This window comes from Pseudoalteromonas sp. SG45-3 (assembly GCF_014164075.1).
In the GTDB taxonomy this organism is placed as follows: Bacteria; Pseudomonadota; Gammaproteobacteria; order Enterobacterales; family Alteromonadaceae; genus Pseudoalteromonas; species Pseudoalteromonas distincta.
Genome location: NZ_JACJEN010000001.1, coordinates 343,192 through 361,158 on the forward strand (window position 1 = coordinate 343,192; position 17,967 = coordinate 361,158).

Sequence of the window (17,967 nt, forward strand, 5' to 3'; positions counted from 1 at the left end):
CTTATGGTACGGCTACAAGTTCAACTATACGGCTTATTACTTGATCTTTAGTAATGCCATCGGCTTGGGCTTCGTAACTTAAAATAATGCGATGACGCAGTACGTTATGCACAACAGCTTGAATATCATCAGGTGCTACAAAGTCACGGCCTTGAAGCCATGCATGAGCACGAGCACATTTATCAAGTGCTATTGTTGCACGCGGACTTGCACCAAACTCAATCCAGCTACCTAGTTGCGCGTCTAATTTAGCGCCTTCACGGGTGGCTATAATAAGTTGTACTAAATATTGCTCAAGTGGCTCTGCTAAATAAAGGCCTAATATTTCTTTACGCGCTGCAAATAAATCGCTTTGACTAATTTTTTGCATTACTGGTTGTTGCTCGTTAAGCGCTTCGCCGCGTGTTAAACGCAGTATATCAAGCTCATGCTCTGCGCCAGGGTAGTCAATACTTAGGTGCAGTAAAAAGCGATCCAGCTGGGCTTCTGGTAACGGGTAAGTCCCTTCTTGCTCTAGCGGGTTTTGCGTTGCCATAACTAAAAACAGTTCGCTAAGCGGATAGGTATTTTTACCCACGGTAACTTGTCGCTCTGCCATGGCTTCTAATAGTGCTGATTGTACTTTGGCTGGTGCACGATTAATTTCGTCAGCTAAAATTAGGTTGTGAAAAAGAGGGCCTTTTTCAAATACAAACTCGCTAGTTTGTTGGCGGTAAATATCGGTACCTGTTACATCAGCTGGTAATAAATCTGGCGTAAACTGTACGCGCTGAAATGAGCCTTCAATGCCTTTAGCAAGTGCATTAACTGCACGTGTTTTTGCAAGCCCAGGAGGGCCTTCTACTAATAAGTGACCATCAGCTAAAATAGCAATAAGTAGCGCTTGAGTAAGCTCTGGCTGGCCAATGATTTGTGTATCTAAGTACGTTTTTAATTGTGAAAATGCGTTAGCTGCCATAATAAGTGGACTGTCCTCGTCAGCTGGGTTTGTACCTAATAGTGTTAGGTGATAAATACTGACCTATTTATAAGGTTTATAATTGGGTAACTCAAGAGTTAGACTGTATTTTTTAAAATAGTTCGTTATTTTTTAACGAATTTTAGCGTACCACAAAACTTTGTAAATGCGTCTAAAAAAGCCTATTGTGATAGTCGTAATTAAACACTGTTTATATAAATTTGTGTTTATCTATTGGCTTTAGGGCACGGGTTGTTTAGAATCGAGGAAAACAAACAGGTCAGACCTGTCAGCGGGAGAGCATAAATGTCTGAGCAAAACATACTAAAAACACCAAAGGGCGACCGTATTGCCATCGTTAGCGGCTTACGTACACCTTTTGCAAAACAAGCAACAGCGTTTCACCATGTACCAGCACTTGATATGGGTAAATTGGTGGTTAACGAAATGCTTGAACGATTAAATTTCAATAAGTCAGAAATTGATCAACTTGTATTTGGTCAAGTAGTACAAATGCCAGAAGCGCCAAATATTGCACGTGAAATTGTATTGGGCACAGGTATGCCTGTATCGGTTGATGCATATTCTGTATCGCGCGCATGTGCTACCAGCTTTCAGGCTATTGCTAATGTAGCTGAGTCTATTATGGCGGGATCTGTAAGTGTAGGTATTGCAGGTGGCGCAGATTCGTCATCAGTATTGCCAATTGGTGTAAGTAAAAAGCTAGCAGGCAGCTTAGTTGATTTAAATAAAGCGCGTACGCTTGGTCAACGTTTAAAAATATTTTCAAAACTGCGTTTAAAAGACTTATTACCAGTGCCTCCTGCAGTTGCAGAGTACTCAACAGGCCTTTCAATGGGGCAAACTGCTGAGCAAATGGCTAAAACACACAACATTAGCCGTGAAGATCAAGATGCGTTAGCGCATCGTTCTCACTCACTTGCAACGCAAGCATGGGCTGATGGTAAGTTAAAAGATGAAGTAATGACGGCGCATTTACCGCCATATAAAAGCTTTATTTCAGAAGATAACAACATTCGTAAAAACTCAACGGTTGAAGGCTACGCCAAGCTTAAACCTGTTTTTGACCGTCAGCACGGTACTGTTACCGCCGCAAATGCAACACCATTAACTGATGGTGCAGCGGCCGTACTTATGATGAGCGAAAGCAAAGCAAAAGCACTTGGCTATGAAATACTAGGTTACGTACGTAGCTTTGCATTTTCGGCAATTGGCGTAGAAAAAGACATGTTAATGGGCCCAGCTCATTCAACGCCTATTGCACTAGATAGAGCGGGTATTACGCTTGCTGATTTAGATTTAATTGAAATGCACGAAGCGTTTGCATCGCAAACACTTGCCAATATGAAAATGTTTGCCTCAGACAAATTTGCACAAGAGCATTTAGGTCGCAGCAAAGCAATTGGCGAAATTAACATGGATAAGTTTAACGTTAACGGCGGCTCTTTAGCATATGGTCACCCATTTGCAGCAACAGGTGCACGCTTAATTACGCAAAGCTTACACGAGCTTAAGCGTCGTGGTGGCGGTTTGGCATTAACAACAGCGTGTGCTGCTGGTGGTTTAGGTGCAGCCTTTGTATTGGAGAGCGCGTAATGACTGATTCAGTATTTAATTTAGCGGTAGATGAAAACAAAATTGCCGTAGTAACGATTGATGTGCCAGGGGAGAAAATGAATACCCTGCGCAGTAGTTTTGCCGATGACTTAAAAGCATTATTAGAAGACGCTAAGTCGCAAAATGTAAAAGGCATGGTATTTATAAGCGGAAAAACCGATAACTTTATCGCGGGCGCCGATGTAAAAATGCTTGATAGCGTTCAAAAGCGTGATGATGCTTTAGCTATTAGCGAACTATGCCATCAAGCATTTTTTGATATGACAAAACTGCCATACACAACAGTAAGTGCGATTCATGGCGCTGCATTAGGTGGTGGTTTAGAGTTTGCTTTAGCGTGTGACTACCGTGTTGGTACCGACAGCGATTTAACAAAAATTGGCTTACCAGAAGTGCAACTTGGTTTACTACCAGGTGGCGGCGGTACGCAGCGCTTAACTAAAATTGTTGGTATTCAAAAAGCACTTGAGTGGATGCTAACAGGTAAACAAATTCGCCCTAAGCAAGCTAAAAAAGCAGGCGTGCTTGATGACTGTGTACCACACAGTGTGCTGCTAAAAGTTGCAAAAGAATTTGCGACTAAGAAAAAGCCACAAGCAAAAGAGCCAAAGCTCGACAATATTAGTAAATTACTAGAGTCAAACCCGTTTGGCCGTAACTTTATTTTTAAAAAAGCTAAAGAAAACGTACTTAAAAAAACGGGCGGGCACTACCCAGCACCACTCGCTATTATTAAAGCTGTGCGTGCTAGTGTAGAGCTTGATGAGCTAAAAGCGTATAAAACAGAAGCTGAAAGCTTTGCAACACTTGTAATGAGTGACGAATCGAAAGCGCTTCGCGGTATTTTCTTTGCAACCACTGAAATGAAAAAAGAGTGGCGCAATGATGACGCACCCGCAATTAGCAAAACTGCTGTTTTAGGTGGTGGACTAATGGGCGCAGGTATTGCGCACGTAAGTGCTGTTAAAGCTAAAGTACCGGTACGTATTAAAGATGTAGCAGAGCAGGGCATTAGTAATGCAATGAGCTACACCTACAAAATTTTAGACAAGCGCCTTAAGCGCCGTATTATGTCTAAAGCTGATATGCAGTTAACAATGAACCGTATTACAGGTACAACAGACTACAGCGGCTTTAAACACATTGATTTAGTAATAGAAGCTGTGTTTGAAGATCTTGCGCTTAAGCAAGGTATGGTTGCCGACGTAGAGCAGCAATGCCAAGAAAATACAATTTTTGCTAGTAACACGTCATCATTACCAATTTCGCAAATTGCAGCGCAGGCAGCACGTCCTGAAAATGTAATTGGCTTACATTACTTTTCACCAGTAGAAAAAATGCCATTAGTGGAAATTATTCCACACGAAGGTACATCTAAAGAGACTATTGCTCGCGTTGTTAACTTTGCACGTAAGCAAGGCAAAACGCCAATTGTTGTAAAAGACATGGCCGGTTTTTACGTAAACCGTATTTTAGCGCCTTACTTAAACGAAGCTGCTAATTTAATGCTTGCGGGTGAGCCAATTGAAAAGATTGATGCAGCCCTAGTTGAGTTTGGCTTTCCGGTAGGACCGCTGGCTCTACTTGATGAAGTAGGGATTGATATTGGCTCTAAAATTGCTCCAATTCTTGAAAAAGAATTAGGTGAGCGTTTTAAAGGCCCTGATGCATTTATGCGTATGATTGATTCAAAACGCCTTGGCCGTAAGTCCGGTCGTGGTTTTTATGAATACGACAAAAAAGGCAAAAAGGTTGATGAGTCAGTTTACGAACTATTGGGTGTTACCCCAGCTCCACGTTTAAACAAAAGCGAAATTGCTAAGCGATGTGTATCGAAAATGCTTAACGAAGCAGTACGCTGTTTAGATGATGGCATTATTGCAAGCCCTCGTGATGGCGACATTGGTGCAATATTTGGTATTGGTTTCCCACCATTTTTAGGTGGCCCGTTTAGCTATATGGATAAATTAGGCGCAAGTAAAATAAGCTCTGATATGTCTACATTAGCTAACAGCGATGCTAACTTTGCTCCATGTGAGTCACTGGTAACAATGGCAAGCTCTGGTACTACTTTTTATAATGCAGCAACTGTTGAGGTTGTAGCTCCTGAAGTACAAAGCACTGAGCCACAAGAGCAAAGTGTCACTGAGCCTGAAGTTACTAAAGAGATTGAAACAAAAGAATAAAGTTTCTACTGTTTATAAAAACCGCATTTAGATGCGGTTTTTTTATGATTTTTAATATTTAAATGAGGAGCTTAATGACATTATTTACACAAAGATTGAGCATGTACCAAATGGAAGAATCTGATTGGCCTCTTTTTCTAGCGCTTCATCGCGATCCTCAAGTCCTTAAGTATTGTTTTGATATGCCAATGGAGTCACTGATAAGAAACCGCTTTGAGATACGCTTACCTAAGTGGAATACTAAATCACGCCACCCACTGTGCTTACTCATTATTAATAATAAAACAAAACAACCAGTGGGTGTTACAGGCTTTGCCTATGACGGAGAAACCGCAGAGCTTGGTTATTTATTATTGCCAGAGTATTTTAATAAAGGCTACGCGACAGAGTCTTTAAGAGCTGTGATTGATTGGGCTTGGAAAGAATGTGGTATTAGGCAGTTTAAAGCTGTCGTAACGCGTGGCAATATTGGTTCTGAAAAGGTGCTTAGTAAGTGTGGCTTAACCCATACCGATACACTTTTTAAAGTGCATACAATAGGCGAAAAGTTATATGACGATTTAATTTATACGCTTAAGGTTTAAGGTTTTAATGGGCTAGTAGCCTAGCCCAAAAAGTGCTACAAGTGAAGTGCGATAGCTTTGCGGTCTTTTTCTGGCATATTTTCTACGACTAAATTAAATGAGTTATCAATCATTCTCTCAATTTCACTTTGTGCAATTGTGCCGTCTAAAATTACTGTGTTCCATAAGCGTTTATTCATATGGTAACCAGGGATCACTGCCGGGAAAGTATCACGCAATGATATTGCTTCATCAGGATCGCATTTTAAGTTAAGCCACCAAATAACCTCACCATCATCATTAGTTTGACCGTCATTGCCAATAGCAAGAGTCGCAAACATTTTATGATTCACTTTATATACATCAACCTCTTGCGCAAATGGTTTTGTAACCTGAACAAGTGGTTTTTTAACTAAATACTCATGTACTTTTTTCTGGTCCATGATCCATTCCTTGAAGTCATACTCGGTAAAGCTACCATAGCAGTTTTTTTCACATTTGATTATATGTATTTTAGTATAAATAAAAATTTTACAAGCTAATACAACATGTAGCGTAAAACCAACGTAATTTTAGTTGAACAAAATCCAGTTCGTGGTATGTTTCTGCCAATCAAAAAAATAATAGGAATTCACACATGCCAAAGGCGAGTGATGTTAAAAAAGGTACTGCTATTGACTTCAATGGCCGCGTTTTAGTTGTAAAAGATATTGTGCGCTCTGTGCCGCAAGGTCGTGCTGGTGGTAGTTTATACCGTATGCGTTTATACGATGTGGTAACCGGTGGTAAAGTTGACGAAACATTTAAAGACAGTGACATGCTAACGCTGGCTGATTTAACACGCCGTGAAGTAATGCTATCGTACATTGATGGCGACGAGTATGTGTTCATGGATAATGAAGATTACACGCCTTACAACTTAAACAAAGATGCTATTAGCGAAGAAATTTTATTTGTTAATGAAGAAACGCAAGGCGTACACGTCATTGTTATTGATGGCGCGCCAGTAGGACTTGATTTACCATCAAGTGTTGAACTTGTTGTTGAAGAAACAGACCCATCTATTAAAGGTGCATCTGCAAGTGCTCGTTCAAAACCTGCACGTATGTCTACTGGCTTAAATATTTCTGTGCCAGAGCATATTTCAACAGGTGACCGTATCCGTATTAATACTGTTGAACACAAATTTATGGGTCGTGCTGAAAAGTAACGCGTAAATTATAATTTTAAAAGCCGAATCTGTGTTTAACAGGTTCGGCTTTTTTGTGCGCGGGGATTTGTTGCTTTAAATTTAATCACGTTAGCGTTAGAATAAGCGCCGTATTTTTGAGCAACTTTAAGGGGTAGCTTTGTTTATAGTTTTACTAAGCAGTGCATTTATAGCTTTAATGTATTTAGAAACCATTAAAAAAGGCATGCCAATTAAACGATGGCTGATTTTAGGCGGTTTACTTGGACCTGTAGCCTGGTGCTTGTTTAATCTACATTATCGTCGCGCTTTAGTTAGAAATGTAGGAATAAATGCGTGTATATGGCGCCCTTAATTTATCGACGCCACATTTTTATTTTTTCTAATTAAGCTTGGGGCTGCTTTAGTTTGTTGCTGCTTTAAAAATTCAGTAAATTCACTTTTTGATAGTGGCTTGGAATAATAATAACCTTGTACTGTTTCGCAATTAAGCTTTTTGAGTATATCAATTTGATGGGCTTGTTCTACACCTTCAGCCACTACATGTAAATCAAGGTTATGCGCAATAGTGACTATTGAGTCGACCATATTACGGCCACGTTCGTTGGTCATGTCATCTATAAATGCTTTATCTACTTTAAGTGTATTAAGCGGAAATTGCTTTAAATACGCTAATGATGAATAACCAGTACCAAAATCATCCATTGCTAAATGAATACCTCGGGCACTTAACGAACGCATAATTGCAATGGCTTCTTTAGGGTCATCCATTACAGTACCTTCTGTTATTTCAAGCTCTAAAAAGTAAGAAGGTAATTCATTTTTTTGCAAAATAACGTCAATACGAGAGGTTAAATCGGGGAGGCTAAATTGCTTTGCTGATAAGTTGACAGCTACTCGGCCGCTAAATAAACCGCTATCTAGCCATTCTTTTACGTCTCTGCAGGCTTTGTTTAATACCACCTCACCAATTTCAATTATTTGGCCCGTTTCCTCGGCTATAGGTATAAAAACTCCCGGACTAATAATGCCTTTTTTGGGTGTAATAAAGCGCACTAATGCTTCCATTCCGGTTAGCTTGCCTGTGCGAATATTCATTTTTGGTTGGTAGTACACTTCAAAATGGTCTTCTTTTAAACCAAAGCGCATGAGGTTTTCAATTTGCAGTCGTTTAACGGCTTGACGGTTCATCGTGTCGTTAAAAAATAAGTAGCTGTTACCTTTCTTTTTAGCATGATACATGGCGGTATCTGCATTTTTTAATAAAAGCTCTGGCGTATTACCGTCTTCAGGGAATAATACAATACCTACACTTGAGGTGATTGCCAGTTCGTGGCCTGCCATTTTAAATGGTGTAGCAATGGCTGCTAAAAACTGTTTAGCCATGCGTGTAATTACATGTATGTCGTTAGTGTCAGACATTACCAGAGCAAACTCATCGCCGCCTAAACGATAAAACACATCATTTTCGCGGGTTAGTTTATTTAAGCGCATTGCTAGTTTAGCTAATAAGCTGTCACCTAGCTGATGTCCTAACGAGTCATTTATTTTTTTAAAGTTATCTAAATCGAATACAAGCAAGGCGTGATGCGAATTGAGTTTTACTAGTTTATGCAAATCAGTAAAAAATAAATTTCGGTTAGGCAGACTGGTTGTGCGATCTCGATTCGATAAGTTATGTAATTGCGATTCTGCTTTTTTACGCTCTGTTAAATCTGAATATACAACGACATAATTAGTTATTTGATTTTGATCGTTTTTAATTTCATCTATGGATATTTCTATCGGTAATAAAATACGCTCACTATTACGAAGCTTCACTTCTTGTTGAATATGTTCGCGCTCTTTTACTATTTCAATAATTCTGTTTGTGTAGCTTGGCTCATACCCAGATAGGCTAAAATCTTTTCCTAAGTATTGTTCGCGTACGCCACCAAACAAGGTTAAAAAGCTAGGGTTTATATCAACCAGTTTAAAGTTTTTATCGTAAATTGCTAAGGCGTCAGTAAGCGACTCAACACATTTTGCAAAAAGGTTTAAGCGCTCTTCAGTTGATTTTAACTGTGATATATCGCGAACGGTACCTGTCATTCTAAGGGGGGATAAGTTGGCGTCTTTTTCAATTATTTTTCCGCGATCGAGCACCCAGTGCCAACGACCAAAAGTATCTTTGATTCGGTAAGTAGCTTCAAAAAAAGCAGACTGCTCTGCAAAGTGCACTTTTAGCAAGTGCTCAACGTTATTAATATCGTGAGGATGGATAAGGCCTTTATTTGGTGGAAACCCCATTAACGTAGTTGAGTCCATTAAATACTTATCGTTAATACGAATAACTTCGCCTGTTTTTATGTTCCAGTCCCAAAGTGTATCGCCGCTACCTTCTACGGTACTTTTAAGGCGTTTTTCCGAAAGTCGAAGTTGGCGGCGTGAACGTCTAAGTTTATGGATTACAAATAACAGGTAGGGCAAAGCAAGCGATATAATGGCGCTTGCTAGTATAAGTATATTGTCTGAGTTGTAATTAAGTGATGACTCAAAGGCAAAAAGCTCAAATGAGTAAGCAAGTACTACAAGCATGCTTAGTTTTATTATTGTTTTTATCATTTTTTGATTACTTCTAATTTACAAATGATAATTTAAAACAAGCTAAACCTAGAGTCAAAGAGATTGAGAGTAAACGGGCATATTTTGAGATTTACTGACTTTCGCCGAGCTTAAAAGCTCATATCTTGGTCTATTATCATCAAATAGGCTTAGTGCATAAACTTTTACTTCTCTTAGTGTTAGTGCGTTTAGGGCATCTAAAAGTCGCTGCTGCATATGAAATTCGTGATCTCTGTTACCAATAGCAAGCCATAACCGTTGTGAGCGCAGGCGCAAGTTTTTATCTTTTTCTGCAATATGAGTACTAAGGCCATGTTTTTGCTGTTGCCAATCGTTTTCATCAAGTGCATCAATGTTATCAAGGTATTTTTTAATAAAGCTGTTATGACGATGCAATAATGTTTTTGCATCAAACTTAGGTGACTGCACATAAAATGCTATTCCAGCACGAGTATTAAAAGGTGCATAACCTGCGCCCACTAAATAACCTAGCTGTTGTGTTGTTCGTAACTCGTTAAAGTAATCTTGATTAATTAAATGATTTAACGCCATCATTTTTACTTTTTCGGCCACGCAATCCGTTTGCGCTTGATAGTAAATAACCATTGCATGGTCGCTACAAGGAAGTTCTAACTCGTAGCGAGTTACTTTTTTAATTTCAAAAAGAGGGCGTCTTAAATCTTCAATTATGGCTGCGTTTTTTAAGTGATCTGCGACCTTTTTTTGAAAGGCTATTGCATCACTTTGCTGCCAGTTACCATGTAAAAATGATTCAACATGTAGTGCTTTAAAAAAGTCTGTTCTGAACTCATTAAATTGCTGAAAACAGGTGTTTTTTAATGCTGATGCAAGCTCCCCTGGTTGTGGGTTCCAAGGCATTATTTTTGCACCTAAAATGCTAAATAACTCACTCACAGGTTTGTTTTGGTTACTATTGCGCCAATGCCTTACAAGTTGTTTTTTATATTCAGCAAAGCGTTTTGCACAAATTTCTACATTAAATAAAGCATCTATTAATTGATCAACAAGCTCTAACTGACTAGATGAAAGCCCCGCAGTATGTAAAGTTAACCCACCTTGATGCGAGGTTAAGTGGTAGCTAAGTCCTGCAAGTTCTGCTGGATAAAATTGCTCGCCCACGCTATCCATAAATAAATCTGTAAATAAGCGGGTGAGTGCCATATGTTTTACGTCTTTTACAGCAAAATCAGAATCCATTGCTAAATAAAAATGGCCTTTAGCAACACGAAATGTGTTGTCTTGTTTAAACCAAAAGTCAAAACCAGGTTCTTTTACTAATAACTCGGGTTTTGTTTGTGGTTTTACGACATTAAATAACACGACTTCTTTTGTTAAATAAGGATTAGCTGTAGGTAGCAGCATTTCGCTCAACGGTTTATTTATCTCGCTAAGGGCATCAAGCCAACTAGGTGAAATATGTTCTACTTTATAGGGTGTGTTATACCATGCTGTTTTATGTTCAGGCTCTACATCTGGATGTATAAGTACGATGCGCATATTATGTGGTGTTAACCACTGCATGGCCATTTCGTGGGTTGCTTTTTTAAAGCCTTCCATTAAATAGTCGCCTTGCACGTAATTTGCTTCATCGTAATGCTGCATATTAATGCTTAAATTACTGACCCAATCAATTAAGCGTGACTTTTCTTGGTTATCGAATGCTATTTGTAATAGATTTTTTTTATCTTGGTATAAGCGCGGTAATTTTTCGGTGTTATGGTTAATTAAACAAATATATTCAAACACCATTTCAATAATATCTTCAAAGTATTCAATACCCTCATCGGTAAGCGCTAAGCTAATATTAAAATCTTTGAAGTTGCTGCCATTTATACCACCGCCAGCTGAAAGTGCGTTTATCCAGCCTTGCTCTTTTAAAATAGAATAAAGAGAACCCGCGCCTTCATAGCCAAGTAAATGAGCAATAAAGCTTACTGTTTTATGGCGATAAAAGTCGTCAATATTAGGCATAGCAAAACTTATGATAAGTTTTTGCATATGCTTATGCGGCTCAATATGAAGTATTTTTCCTATGTCTTGTTTGCGATAAAGTGGCTCACTGATCTCTGGCTTTTTAAGGCTTTTGTTGCCGTTAATTGCGCCAAAGTAAGTTTGAGTCCAGCTTTGTAGTGTATCTAGTGTTTCGTTTGCGCAAATAACTAAAGTCATCCACTGAGCTTGGTACTGGCTATTAAAAAAGTCACGAAGCTCATCACTAATACAGCGCTCTCTGTCAGCTAATGTTTGTAAGTTACCTACAGAGAATTTAGCAAATGGATGAGCTGGATTTACCGTTTCTTTGTGGGCTTGATAAATACGGCGACCATCGTCTTTTATTTTTAGCTTAAACTCGGCTTCAATCGCGTTGCGTTCTTTTTCTGTTTCGGCTGAATTTAAAAGAGGGGCAATAAAAAAGCGGCTAAATTGGGTAAGCGCCTGTTCAAATTCTTGATTGTTAATATCAAAAAAGTAACAGGTATGCTCAGTGCCGGTCCACGCATTCGTGTTGCCGCCAGCTTGCGAAACAAAATTATTAAAACTGCCTGAATCTGGATATTGGTCAGTACCTAAAAAAAGCATGTGCTCTAGAAAGTGTGCTAGGCCTTGCCTATCAAGAGGGTCGTCAAAATGTCCGGCGTTAACTGCCATTGATGCTGCAGCTTTTGTAGAATCTTTATCTTGCACTAATAGTACTTTTAGACCATTGTCCAGTGTAAACGCGCGGTATGCTCTGTTATCATTGCGGCTGATATTCAAATGATGCTCCTGAAACTAAACGTTTACTTGTTAACAACAGATGATGGCTTCAGGAAAGCGAAATACAGCTTAAAGATTTACCTGAATCTCATGAAAGAACTATTTTAGAAATAAATAGGTTTATGTTGTTAATATAGCTGACAAACGGGCAAACTGGCTACTGTTTTATATTCTTTAATCGGTTGATTTTTTATGAAAACAATCCTAATAATGCGCCACGGCGAAGCAACACCAATGCAGGCTGATGATGCAGGTAGAAATTTAACCCAAGCAGGGCACGATGAAGCTGAAAAAATGGGCCTTTGGCTCAGTAAAGCACATTGTCCTGATGCACTGTTAGTTAGTCCTTACATTCGTGCACAGCAAACAGCTGCAGGTGTGGCTAAAAATAATGTATTTAAATTTAGCGAAACCACATCTGATATTATTCCCGAAGGTAAACCACAAATTGCAGCCGACTACCTCGAAACGCTTATAGCAGCACACCCTAAGTGCAATACTTGGCTTATAGTAGCGCACATGCCTATTGTCAGTTATTTAGTAGACCAATTAAGCCCAGGTAACATGCCTATTTTTAATACCGGGGCCGTTGCAGTAATCAATTACGATGAGCAAACCCAGCGTAGTAGTTATTTAAGTATAAATGCCCCAGAGAACGTTTAAATACAAATAATTGAGTAAAGTAAAATGACGATAGAACGCTTACAAACAGGTGCGCGTATGAGCCGCATAGTAAAACACAACGGCACTGTGTATTTATGTGGGCAAGTATGCGCCGACGCGCAAAAAGGTATTAAAGAACAAACTCAAACCATGCTCGATAAAGTAGAGGCGTTACTTGATGAGGCAGGGAGTTCAAAAGAACATATGCTTAGCGCAACTATTTACGTAAAAAGCATGGAATACTTTGCTGATATGAATGCGGTATGGGATGCATGGGTAACCGAGGGGTATGCACCTGCACGTGCTTGTGTGGAAGCTAAAATGGCACGTGATGCTCTGCTAGTTGAAATTTCAGTCGTTGCAGCTTTAAAAGAATAATAGCTTTAATGACTCGCTCCCCCGTTGTACTTATCACCGGCTCTAGTCGAGGTATTGGCGCAGCTACCGCACTATATTTTGCAAAGCACGGTTATAATGTTTGCATTAATTATAAAGCAGATTTAGCTAGTGCAATATTGGTGGCAGAAAAAGTAAAGCAATTAGGAGTTGAGGCTGAAGTAATTCAAGGTGACGTGTCACTAGAGGCTGACGTTTTAGCTTTATTTATGCATATAGATAAAGTCTTTGGTCAACTTGATGTACTAATAAATAACGCCGGTATTTTAAAACCACAAATGCCCTTGTTAGAAATGAGTGCTGAGCGCATAAACGAAGTTTTGACTACAAATATTACCAGTGCTTTTTTATGTAGCCGTGAGGCAATAAAGCGAATGGGAAATGGCGGTAGTATTGTTAATGTTTCATCGGGGGCCGCTAAAACGGGCTCTCCTAATGAGTACATTGATTATGCAGCATCTAAAGGTGCAATGGACACATTTACTATTGGCTTGGCAAAAGAGGTGGCAAGTAAAGGTATTCGAGTTAACTCGGTTAGACCTGGGCTTATTTACACTGATATGCATAGCGATGGCGGTGAAAAAAATCGAGTCGATCGTCTTAAAAGTAAATTACCCCTTGGCAGAGGCGGTACACCCGAGGAAGTTGCTGTAGCAATTTACTTTTTAGCTTCAGAGCACGCTTCTTTTACAACGGGTAGCTTTGTTGATGTAGCCGGCGGTTTGTAAGCTAAAGTAGTAAAGCTAGCCAAAACGTAAAGCTAATAACACTTAAGATAGTAGAAAGTACGACAGCCCCAGCAAGAGTAGCTTCATGTTGCTTTATTTGAGTCGCAATAAGATAAGCATTTACGCCAACAGGGGACGCACTTAAAAGTACCAATACACTAAGTATTTGCGTGTCTAGCTTAAATACATAAGTGCCTACCAATAAAACTAATGCAGGCAATAAAAATATTTTTAAAATTGATGCTATTAACGCCGGTTGCCAATTTGCAGCTATTTTATAAAAAGCTAAATTTGCACCAAGTACAAATAGCGCACAGGCAATTGCTGGTTTAGCTAATAGCTCCAAACTATTTGCTAAGTCGCTAAACAGTGTAACTCCTAATATGTTTAATATAAGCCCGCACCCAATACTCAGTACAATAGGATTTAGTACCATACTTTTACCAAAGTGCGACCACGAAAATTTATCGCTGCTACCTTTAGCGCCTATTAAAAATGTAAGTGCAAATAACAATGTGCTATGAAAAGTAATGATCATAAATGCAATGGCTATCATTTCTTTGCCAAGCGAGGCAATAACAATAGGAATACCCACTAACACCATATTTGAATAGCTAGAAGCAAGTCCAAATACACCGTGTTGTTGGTAGTTTTTTAAATGTTTTTTACTTAAATAAAAGCGATCAATTAATATACCCACCCCAAATACACTCAAAACAGGTATGTAAAAGCTCAAAAATGCAAAAAGGCTAATACTTTGCTGTAAGTTAATTTGCGACATATTTAATAATAAAAAAGCAGGCAAACTAATATAAAAAGTAAACTTACTCAGGCCTGCGATATGCTGCTTGTCGAAAAATTTTAATCGGCAACAGCTATAACCCAGTGCCACAATAAAAATGAGCGGAAAAATAATTGAAAAAATATGCACGTAGTTACATCCTAGTAATGGCTAAAGTTAGCGTCTAAATTCATCACTTTGCGGTAAATTAATTAAAATAAGTACAGCGCCTCTTCCACCATATTCGAGAGGGGCTTGGTGCATCGCTATTACGTCAGGGTGCTGTACTAAGTACTGAGGCACTTTGTGCTTTAGTACGCCGCCACCAATACCGTGCACTACACATGCACAATAATAATGCTGCTTTTTACATTCGTGAATGAGTCCAGCGAGTTCGTCTTTAGCAAGTTCTTTATTTAAGCCATGTAAATCTAGCGTCAAATCGGGTGCAAAGTCACCACGGCGAAGCTGTTTAGCTAGGAAAGTATCTTGGCCAGGTTTTACATATTTAACCGTGCCGTGGGTGTCTATATCGGGAATATAAACGTCTGAGAAGAAAAATTCAGATTGAGCCTGCTTTTTTTGCTGGGCAAATTGCTTAGCTTGTGACACCTTAGGCTTTGTATCAAAACGATGAGTATCTTGTTTAAATACTTTGGCGCCTGTGATCGTTTGACGAAATAAGCTTATGTCGTCATTGCTTAGGGACGAATGTGATGGAGTGTCTTTTTTCATAACTATTACCTAAACAAAAAAACGTAAAAACGCAGCGCAAAAGGCGGTACAATACTTAAATGAGGGGCAATTGTAATTTGCCCAGCGCAGATAGGCAATGCAATCGTCTTAAAGACTCAAAACAGTCAGTAAGCTAATACAGGTAAAAATATATGAGCGATTTACAAATAGAAGAAGCAACACTCGAAGAAGCCGTTGCAGAACTGTCAACTTTACATGACTGGTTACGTTGGACTACAAGCCAATTTGCAAGTAGTAGTATATTTTTTGGACACGGTACAGATAACGCATGGGATGAAGCTGTAAGCTTATTACTGCCTGCGCTTAGCTTGCCTGTTGATGCGCCAAAAGAATTAATGCACGCGCGTTTAACAAGCACAGAAAAAAACCGACTTGCGGGTCTTATTGCAGAACGTATTAACGACTGCACACCAGTACCTTACTTAACAAATATTGCATGGTTTGCGGGTATGCCATTTTATGTGGATGAACGTGTACTTATACCTCGCTCACCGTTTGCTGAGCTTATTAGTAACCGCTTTACACCCTGGCTTGAAGAGCCACAATCGGTAAACCGCATATTAGATTTATGTACGGGGTCGGGTTGTATCGCAATTGCACTTGCTCAAGCTTTTGAGGAAGCACAAGTTGATGCGGTAGATATATCGTATGAAGCGCTTGAAGTGACAGACATTAACATTAACGATTACATGTTAAGTGATCGCGTGTTACCGATTCAGTCTGATGTATTTAGCGGTGTACCAGGTCAAAAATACGACCTAATAGTTGCAAACCCACCGTATGTTGATGCAGAAGATATGGCTGACCTGCCACGCGAATTTCATCATGAGCCAGAGCTTGGGCTTGCATCAGGCCACGATGGTTTAGATGTAACCCGTACTATTTTAAGTGAAGCGAGTGAACACCTAACTGATAACGGTTTGTTATTTGTAGAAGTTGGTAACTCTATGGTACATATGGATGCACTTTATCCGGGCGCGCCGTTTGAATGGATTGAATTTGAACAAGGCGGCTTAGGTGTATTTGTAATTAGCAAAAAGCAGCTAGATGAGTATTTTGCAAAATAAGTAAAAAATGAATAGCCAAGCCCTGTGCTTGGCTATTGGTAGTCATTAGGAATGAGGAAAGTTAATGGCAGGTAATAGCATTGGGCAGTTATTTAAAGTGTCCACCTTTGGTGAGAGCCACGGCGTTGCATTAGGCGGCGTTGTTGATGGTACTCCCGCAGGTCTTGAAATCACAGAGGCCGACTTACAAATTGATTTAGATCGCCGAAAACCAGGCCAAAGCCGTTATACAACGCAGCGCCGTGAAAGCGATCAAATAAAAATATTAGCAGGCGTTTTTGAAGGTAAAACCACAGGTACCAGCATTGGTTTATTGATTGAAAATACCGATCAACGCTCGCAAGATTACGGCAAAATTAAAGATGTATTTCGCCCAGGTCATGGCGATTACACGTATTGGCATAAGTACGGCTTGCGCGATTATCGCGGTGGCGGTCGTTCATCTGCACGCGAAACCGCGATTCGCGTAGCGGCAGGTGCTATTGCTAAAAAATACTTAAAGCAATTTCATGGTATTGAAGTTAAAGCATGTTTAAGTCAGCTTGGCCCTATTAAGGCGGAAACGTTTGACTGGGATGAAGTGGAAAATAACTTATTCTTCTTCCCTGATGCGAGTAAGCTTGAAGCGCTTGACGAATATATGCGTGACCTTAAAAAGCAAGGTGACTCAGTTGGCGCTAAAGTAAAAGTAGTGGCAAGCAATGTACCTGTTGGTCTTGGAGAGCCAGTATTTGACCGTCTTGACGCCGAACTTGCACATTCATTAATGAGTATTAACGCTGTTAAAGGCGTTGAAATTGGTGATGGCTTTGACGTAGTTGAGCAAAAAGGCTCTGAGCATCGTGATGAACTAACCCCTGAGGGTTTTACATCAAATCATGCAGGTGGCGTACTTGCGGGTATTTCGACAGGGCAAGATATTATTGCTTCTATTGCGCTTAAGCCAACGTCGAGCATTACTATTCCAGGTAACAGCATTAATACAAGCAACGAAGCGGTTGAGATGATCACTAAAGGTCGTCACGACCCGTGTGTAGGTATTCGTGCAATCCCGATTGCTGAGGCAATGATGGCTATTACATTAATGGACCATTTACTGCGTCAACGCGGACAAAATCCGCATGTAAATCATCAGCACGGCCCAATTAACGGCTCTGTTTAAGTATTTATAATTATAAAAAACGCGGATTACCGCGTTTTTTTATGTCTGTAATTTAGTTTAAAGCCTTTCAGGAGTTGTTCAAGTAGGTCCTATATACTGCAAGAAGGAGGGTAGTAATCATGAACGATAATATTAATGAACACTCACAAATAAAAGCCCAGGCTGCAATAGCCCGCTTAGAACGTTTCAGTAAGTTAACGGATAGCAGCATTGGTATTCCTTTTACTAAATTTAATATAGGCCTAGAGGCTGTGATTGGTTTAATTCCCGTTATAGGTGATGCCGCAGGGCTAATTTTATCAAGCTATGTGCTTATAGAAGCGCAGCGTTTAGGTGTGAGTAAACGTATAAAGACTAAGATGATTATCAATATGCTCATTGACTTTGTGGGCGGCTTAGTGCCATTTTTTGGCGATATATTTGATGCGTTTTTTAAAGCTAATACGCGTAATACACAACTATTAAAAAAACATTTAAACAAGCAGTTAAGTGAGTAAT

Annotated in this window: 17 protein-coding genes; 11 read left to right on the forward strand and 6 right to left on the reverse strand. The window is 39.5% G+C overall.

Translation table 11 applies throughout. From position 1 onward, the window contains the following. Position 1: 1 nt before the first annotated feature. A complete protein-coding gene (locus H5126_RS01505; protein ID WP_007377762.1) occupies positions 2-958 on the reverse strand; it encodes a MoxR family ATPase in 957 nt (318 codons plus the stop codon). A 306-nt stretch (positions 959-1,264) separates the two neighbouring features. On the opposite strand from H5126_RS01505, the gene fadI reads away from it, so the two are divergent. The 3 genes from fadI (at position 1,265) to H5126_RS01520 (ending at position 5,366) form a co-directional block, all read left to right on the forward strand. Further along, positions 1,265-2,575, forward strand: a complete 1,311-nt coding sequence (fadI, locus tag H5126_RS01510; RefSeq protein ID WP_004335629.1) for an acetyl-CoA C-acyltransferase FadI — start codon at positions 1,265-1,267, stop codon at positions 2,573-2,575. After that, positions 2,575-4,782 carry a fatty acid oxidation complex subunit alpha FadJ gene (gene fadJ, locus H5126_RS01515; protein ID WP_182693123.1) on the forward strand — a complete coding sequence of 736 codons (2,208 nt, stop codon included), beginning with the start codon at positions 2,575-2,577 and terminating at the stop codon, positions 4,780-4,782. The genes fadI and fadJ overlap by 1 nt, the downstream gene beginning before the upstream one ends. A 74-nt stretch (positions 4,783-4,856) precedes the next feature. After that, positions 4,857-5,366 (forward strand): GNAT family N-acetyltransferase, encoded by a 510-nt coding sequence (locus H5126_RS01520; protein WP_024596740.1) that lies wholly within the window; start codon positions 4,857-4,859, stop codon positions 5,364-5,366. Between the two features lie 35 nt (positions 5,367-5,401). Here H5126_RS01520 and H5126_RS01525 read toward each other — a convergent pair whose 3' ends face one another. After that, complete coding sequence (locus tag H5126_RS01525) at positions 5,402-5,788, reverse strand: MmcQ/YjbR family DNA-binding protein (protein WP_024596739.1); 387 nt, start codon at positions 5,786-5,788, stop codon at positions 5,402-5,404. A gap of 194 nt (positions 5,789-5,982) precedes the next feature. On the opposite strand from H5126_RS01525, the gene yeiP reads away from it, so the two are divergent. Further along, entirely contained in the window at positions 5,983-6,555 is a 573-nt protein-coding gene (gene yeiP, locus H5126_RS01530; RefSeq protein ID WP_002962153.1) for an elongation factor P-like protein YeiP, read from the forward strand. Positions 6,556-6,694: 139 nt separating this feature from the next. Beyond that, positions 6,695-6,889, forward strand: coding sequence for a hypothetical protein (locus H5126_RS01535; RefSeq protein WP_024604473.1), 195 nt, complete (start codon positions 6,695-6,697; stop codon positions 6,887-6,889). Here the strand turns inward: H5126_RS01535 and H5126_RS01540 are convergent. After that, positions 6,886-9,138: an EAL domain-containing protein gene (locus H5126_RS01540; protein ID WP_154903373.1), complete on the reverse strand. Its 2,253-nt coding sequence runs from the start codon at positions 9,136-9,138 to the stop codon at positions 6,886-6,888. The genes H5126_RS01535 and H5126_RS01540 overlap by 4 nt on opposite strands. Positions 9,139-9,192: 54 nt before the next feature. Continuing rightward, positions 9,193-11,916 (reverse strand): insulinase family protein, encoded by a 2,724-nt coding sequence (locus tag H5126_RS01545; RefSeq protein WP_182721229.1) that lies wholly within the window; start codon positions 11,914-11,916, stop codon positions 9,193-9,195. A 192-nt stretch (positions 11,917-12,108) separates the two neighbouring features. On the opposite strand from H5126_RS01545, the gene sixA reads away from it, so the two are divergent. Genes sixA through H5126_RS01560 form a run of 3 tightly spaced genes read left to right on the forward strand, consistent with a single transcriptional unit; the run spans position 12,109 to position 13,703 of the window. Continuing rightward, complete coding sequence (gene sixA / locus H5126_RS01550; RefSeq protein WP_170072110.1) at positions 12,109-12,579, forward strand: phosphohistidine phosphatase SixA; 471 nt, start codon at positions 12,109-12,111, stop codon at positions 12,577-12,579. A gap of 24 nt (positions 12,580-12,603) precedes the next feature. Beyond that, on the forward strand, positions 12,604-12,957 hold the full coding sequence (locus H5126_RS01555; RefSeq protein WP_076925499.1) for a RidA family protein: 354 nt from the start codon (positions 12,604-12,606) through the stop codon (positions 12,955-12,957). 8 nt (positions 12,958-12,965) lie between these two features. Further along, entirely contained in the window at positions 12,966-13,703 is a 738-nt protein-coding gene (locus H5126_RS01560) for an SDR family oxidoreductase (RefSeq protein ID WP_182721230.1), read from the forward strand. Position 13,704: 1 nt separating this feature from the next. On the opposite strand, the gene H5126_RS01565 is transcribed toward H5126_RS01560, so the two are convergent. Both H5126_RS01565 and smrB read right to left on the reverse strand, forming a co-directional pair. After that, positions 13,705-14,634, reverse strand: a complete 930-nt coding sequence (locus H5126_RS01565) for an AEC family transporter (RefSeq protein ID WP_182721231.1) — start codon at positions 14,632-14,634, stop codon at positions 13,705-13,707. A gap of 27 nt (positions 14,635-14,661) precedes the next feature. Further along, on the reverse strand, positions 14,662-15,219 hold the full coding sequence (smrB, locus tag H5126_RS01570; RefSeq protein ID WP_007377742.1) for an endonuclease SmrB: 558 nt from the start codon (positions 15,217-15,219) through the stop codon (positions 14,662-14,664). A 152-nt stretch (positions 15,220-15,371) separates the two neighbouring features. On the opposite strand from smrB, the gene prmB reads away from it, so the two are divergent. The 3 genes from prmB (at position 15,372) to H5126_RS01585 (ending at position 17,966) form a co-directional block, all read left to right on the forward strand. Further along, positions 15,372-16,307: a 50S ribosomal protein L3 N(5)-glutamine methyltransferase gene (prmB, locus tag H5126_RS01575; RefSeq protein WP_007580615.1), complete on the forward strand. Its 936-nt coding sequence runs from the start codon at positions 15,372-15,374 to the stop codon at positions 16,305-16,307. A gap of 64 nt (positions 16,308-16,371) precedes the next feature. Beyond that, positions 16,372-17,469, forward strand: coding sequence for a chorismate synthase (gene aroC, locus H5126_RS01580; RefSeq protein WP_002962170.1), 1,098 nt, complete (start codon positions 16,372-16,374; stop codon positions 17,467-17,469). A 119-nt stretch (positions 17,470-17,588) separates the two neighbouring features. Further along, complete coding sequence (locus tag H5126_RS01585; protein ID WP_024591638.1) at positions 17,589-17,966, forward strand: DUF4112 domain-containing protein; 378 nt, start codon at positions 17,589-17,591, stop codon at positions 17,964-17,966. Position 17,967 lies beyond the last annotated feature (1 nt).

Excerpts from the sequence above, each read along its gene's own strand:
- H5126_RS01560 (WP_182721230.1), top strand. The coding sequence starts at position 12,966 with ATGACTCGCTCCCCCGTTGTACTTATCACCGGCTCTAGTCGAGGTATT.
- aroC (WP_002962170.1), top strand. The coding sequence starts at position 16,372 with ATGGCAGGTAATAGCATTGGGCAGTTATTTAAAGTGTCCACCTTTGGT.
- sixA (WP_170072110.1), top strand. The coding sequence starts at position 12,109 with ATGAAAACAATCCTAATAATGCGCCACGGCGAAGCAACACCAATGCAG.
- yeiP (WP_002962153.1), top strand. The coding sequence starts at position 5,983 with ATGCCAAAGGCGAGTGATGTTAAAAAAGGTACTGCTATTGACTTCAAT.
- smrB (WP_007377742.1), bottom strand. The coding sequence starts at position 15,219 with ATGAAAAAAGACACTCCATCACATTCGTCCCTAAGCAATGACGACATA.
- H5126_RS01555 (WP_076925499.1), top strand. The coding sequence starts at position 12,604 with ATGACGATAGAACGCTTACAAACAGGTGCGCGTATGAGCCGCATAGTA.
- prmB (WP_007580615.1), top strand. The coding sequence starts at position 15,372 with ATGAGCGATTTACAAATAGAAGAAGCAACACTCGAAGAAGCCGTTGCA.
- H5126_RS01525 (WP_024596739.1), bottom strand. The coding sequence starts at position 5,788 with ATGGACCAGAAAAAAGTACATGAGTATTTAGTTAAAAAACCACTTGTT.
- H5126_RS01520 (WP_024596740.1), top strand. The coding sequence starts at position 4,857 with ATGACATTATTTACACAAAGATTGAGCATGTACCAAATGGAAGAATCT.
- H5126_RS01585 (WP_024591638.1), top strand. The coding sequence starts at position 17,589 with ATGAACGATAATATTAATGAACACTCACAAATAAAAGCCCAGGCTGCA.
- H5126_RS01540 (WP_154903373.1), bottom strand. The coding sequence starts at position 9,138 with ATGATAAAAACAATAATAAAACTAAGCATGCTTGTAGTACTTGCTTAC.
- fadI (WP_004335629.1), top strand. The coding sequence starts at position 1,265 with ATGTCTGAGCAAAACATACTAAAAACACCAAAGGGCGACCGTATTGCC.
- fadJ (WP_182693123.1), top strand. The coding sequence starts at position 2,575 with ATGACTGATTCAGTATTTAATTTAGCGGTAGATGAAAACAAAATTGCC.
- H5126_RS01505 (WP_007377762.1), bottom strand. The coding sequence starts at position 958 with ATGGCAGCTAACGCATTTTCACAATTAAAAACGTACTTAGATACACAA.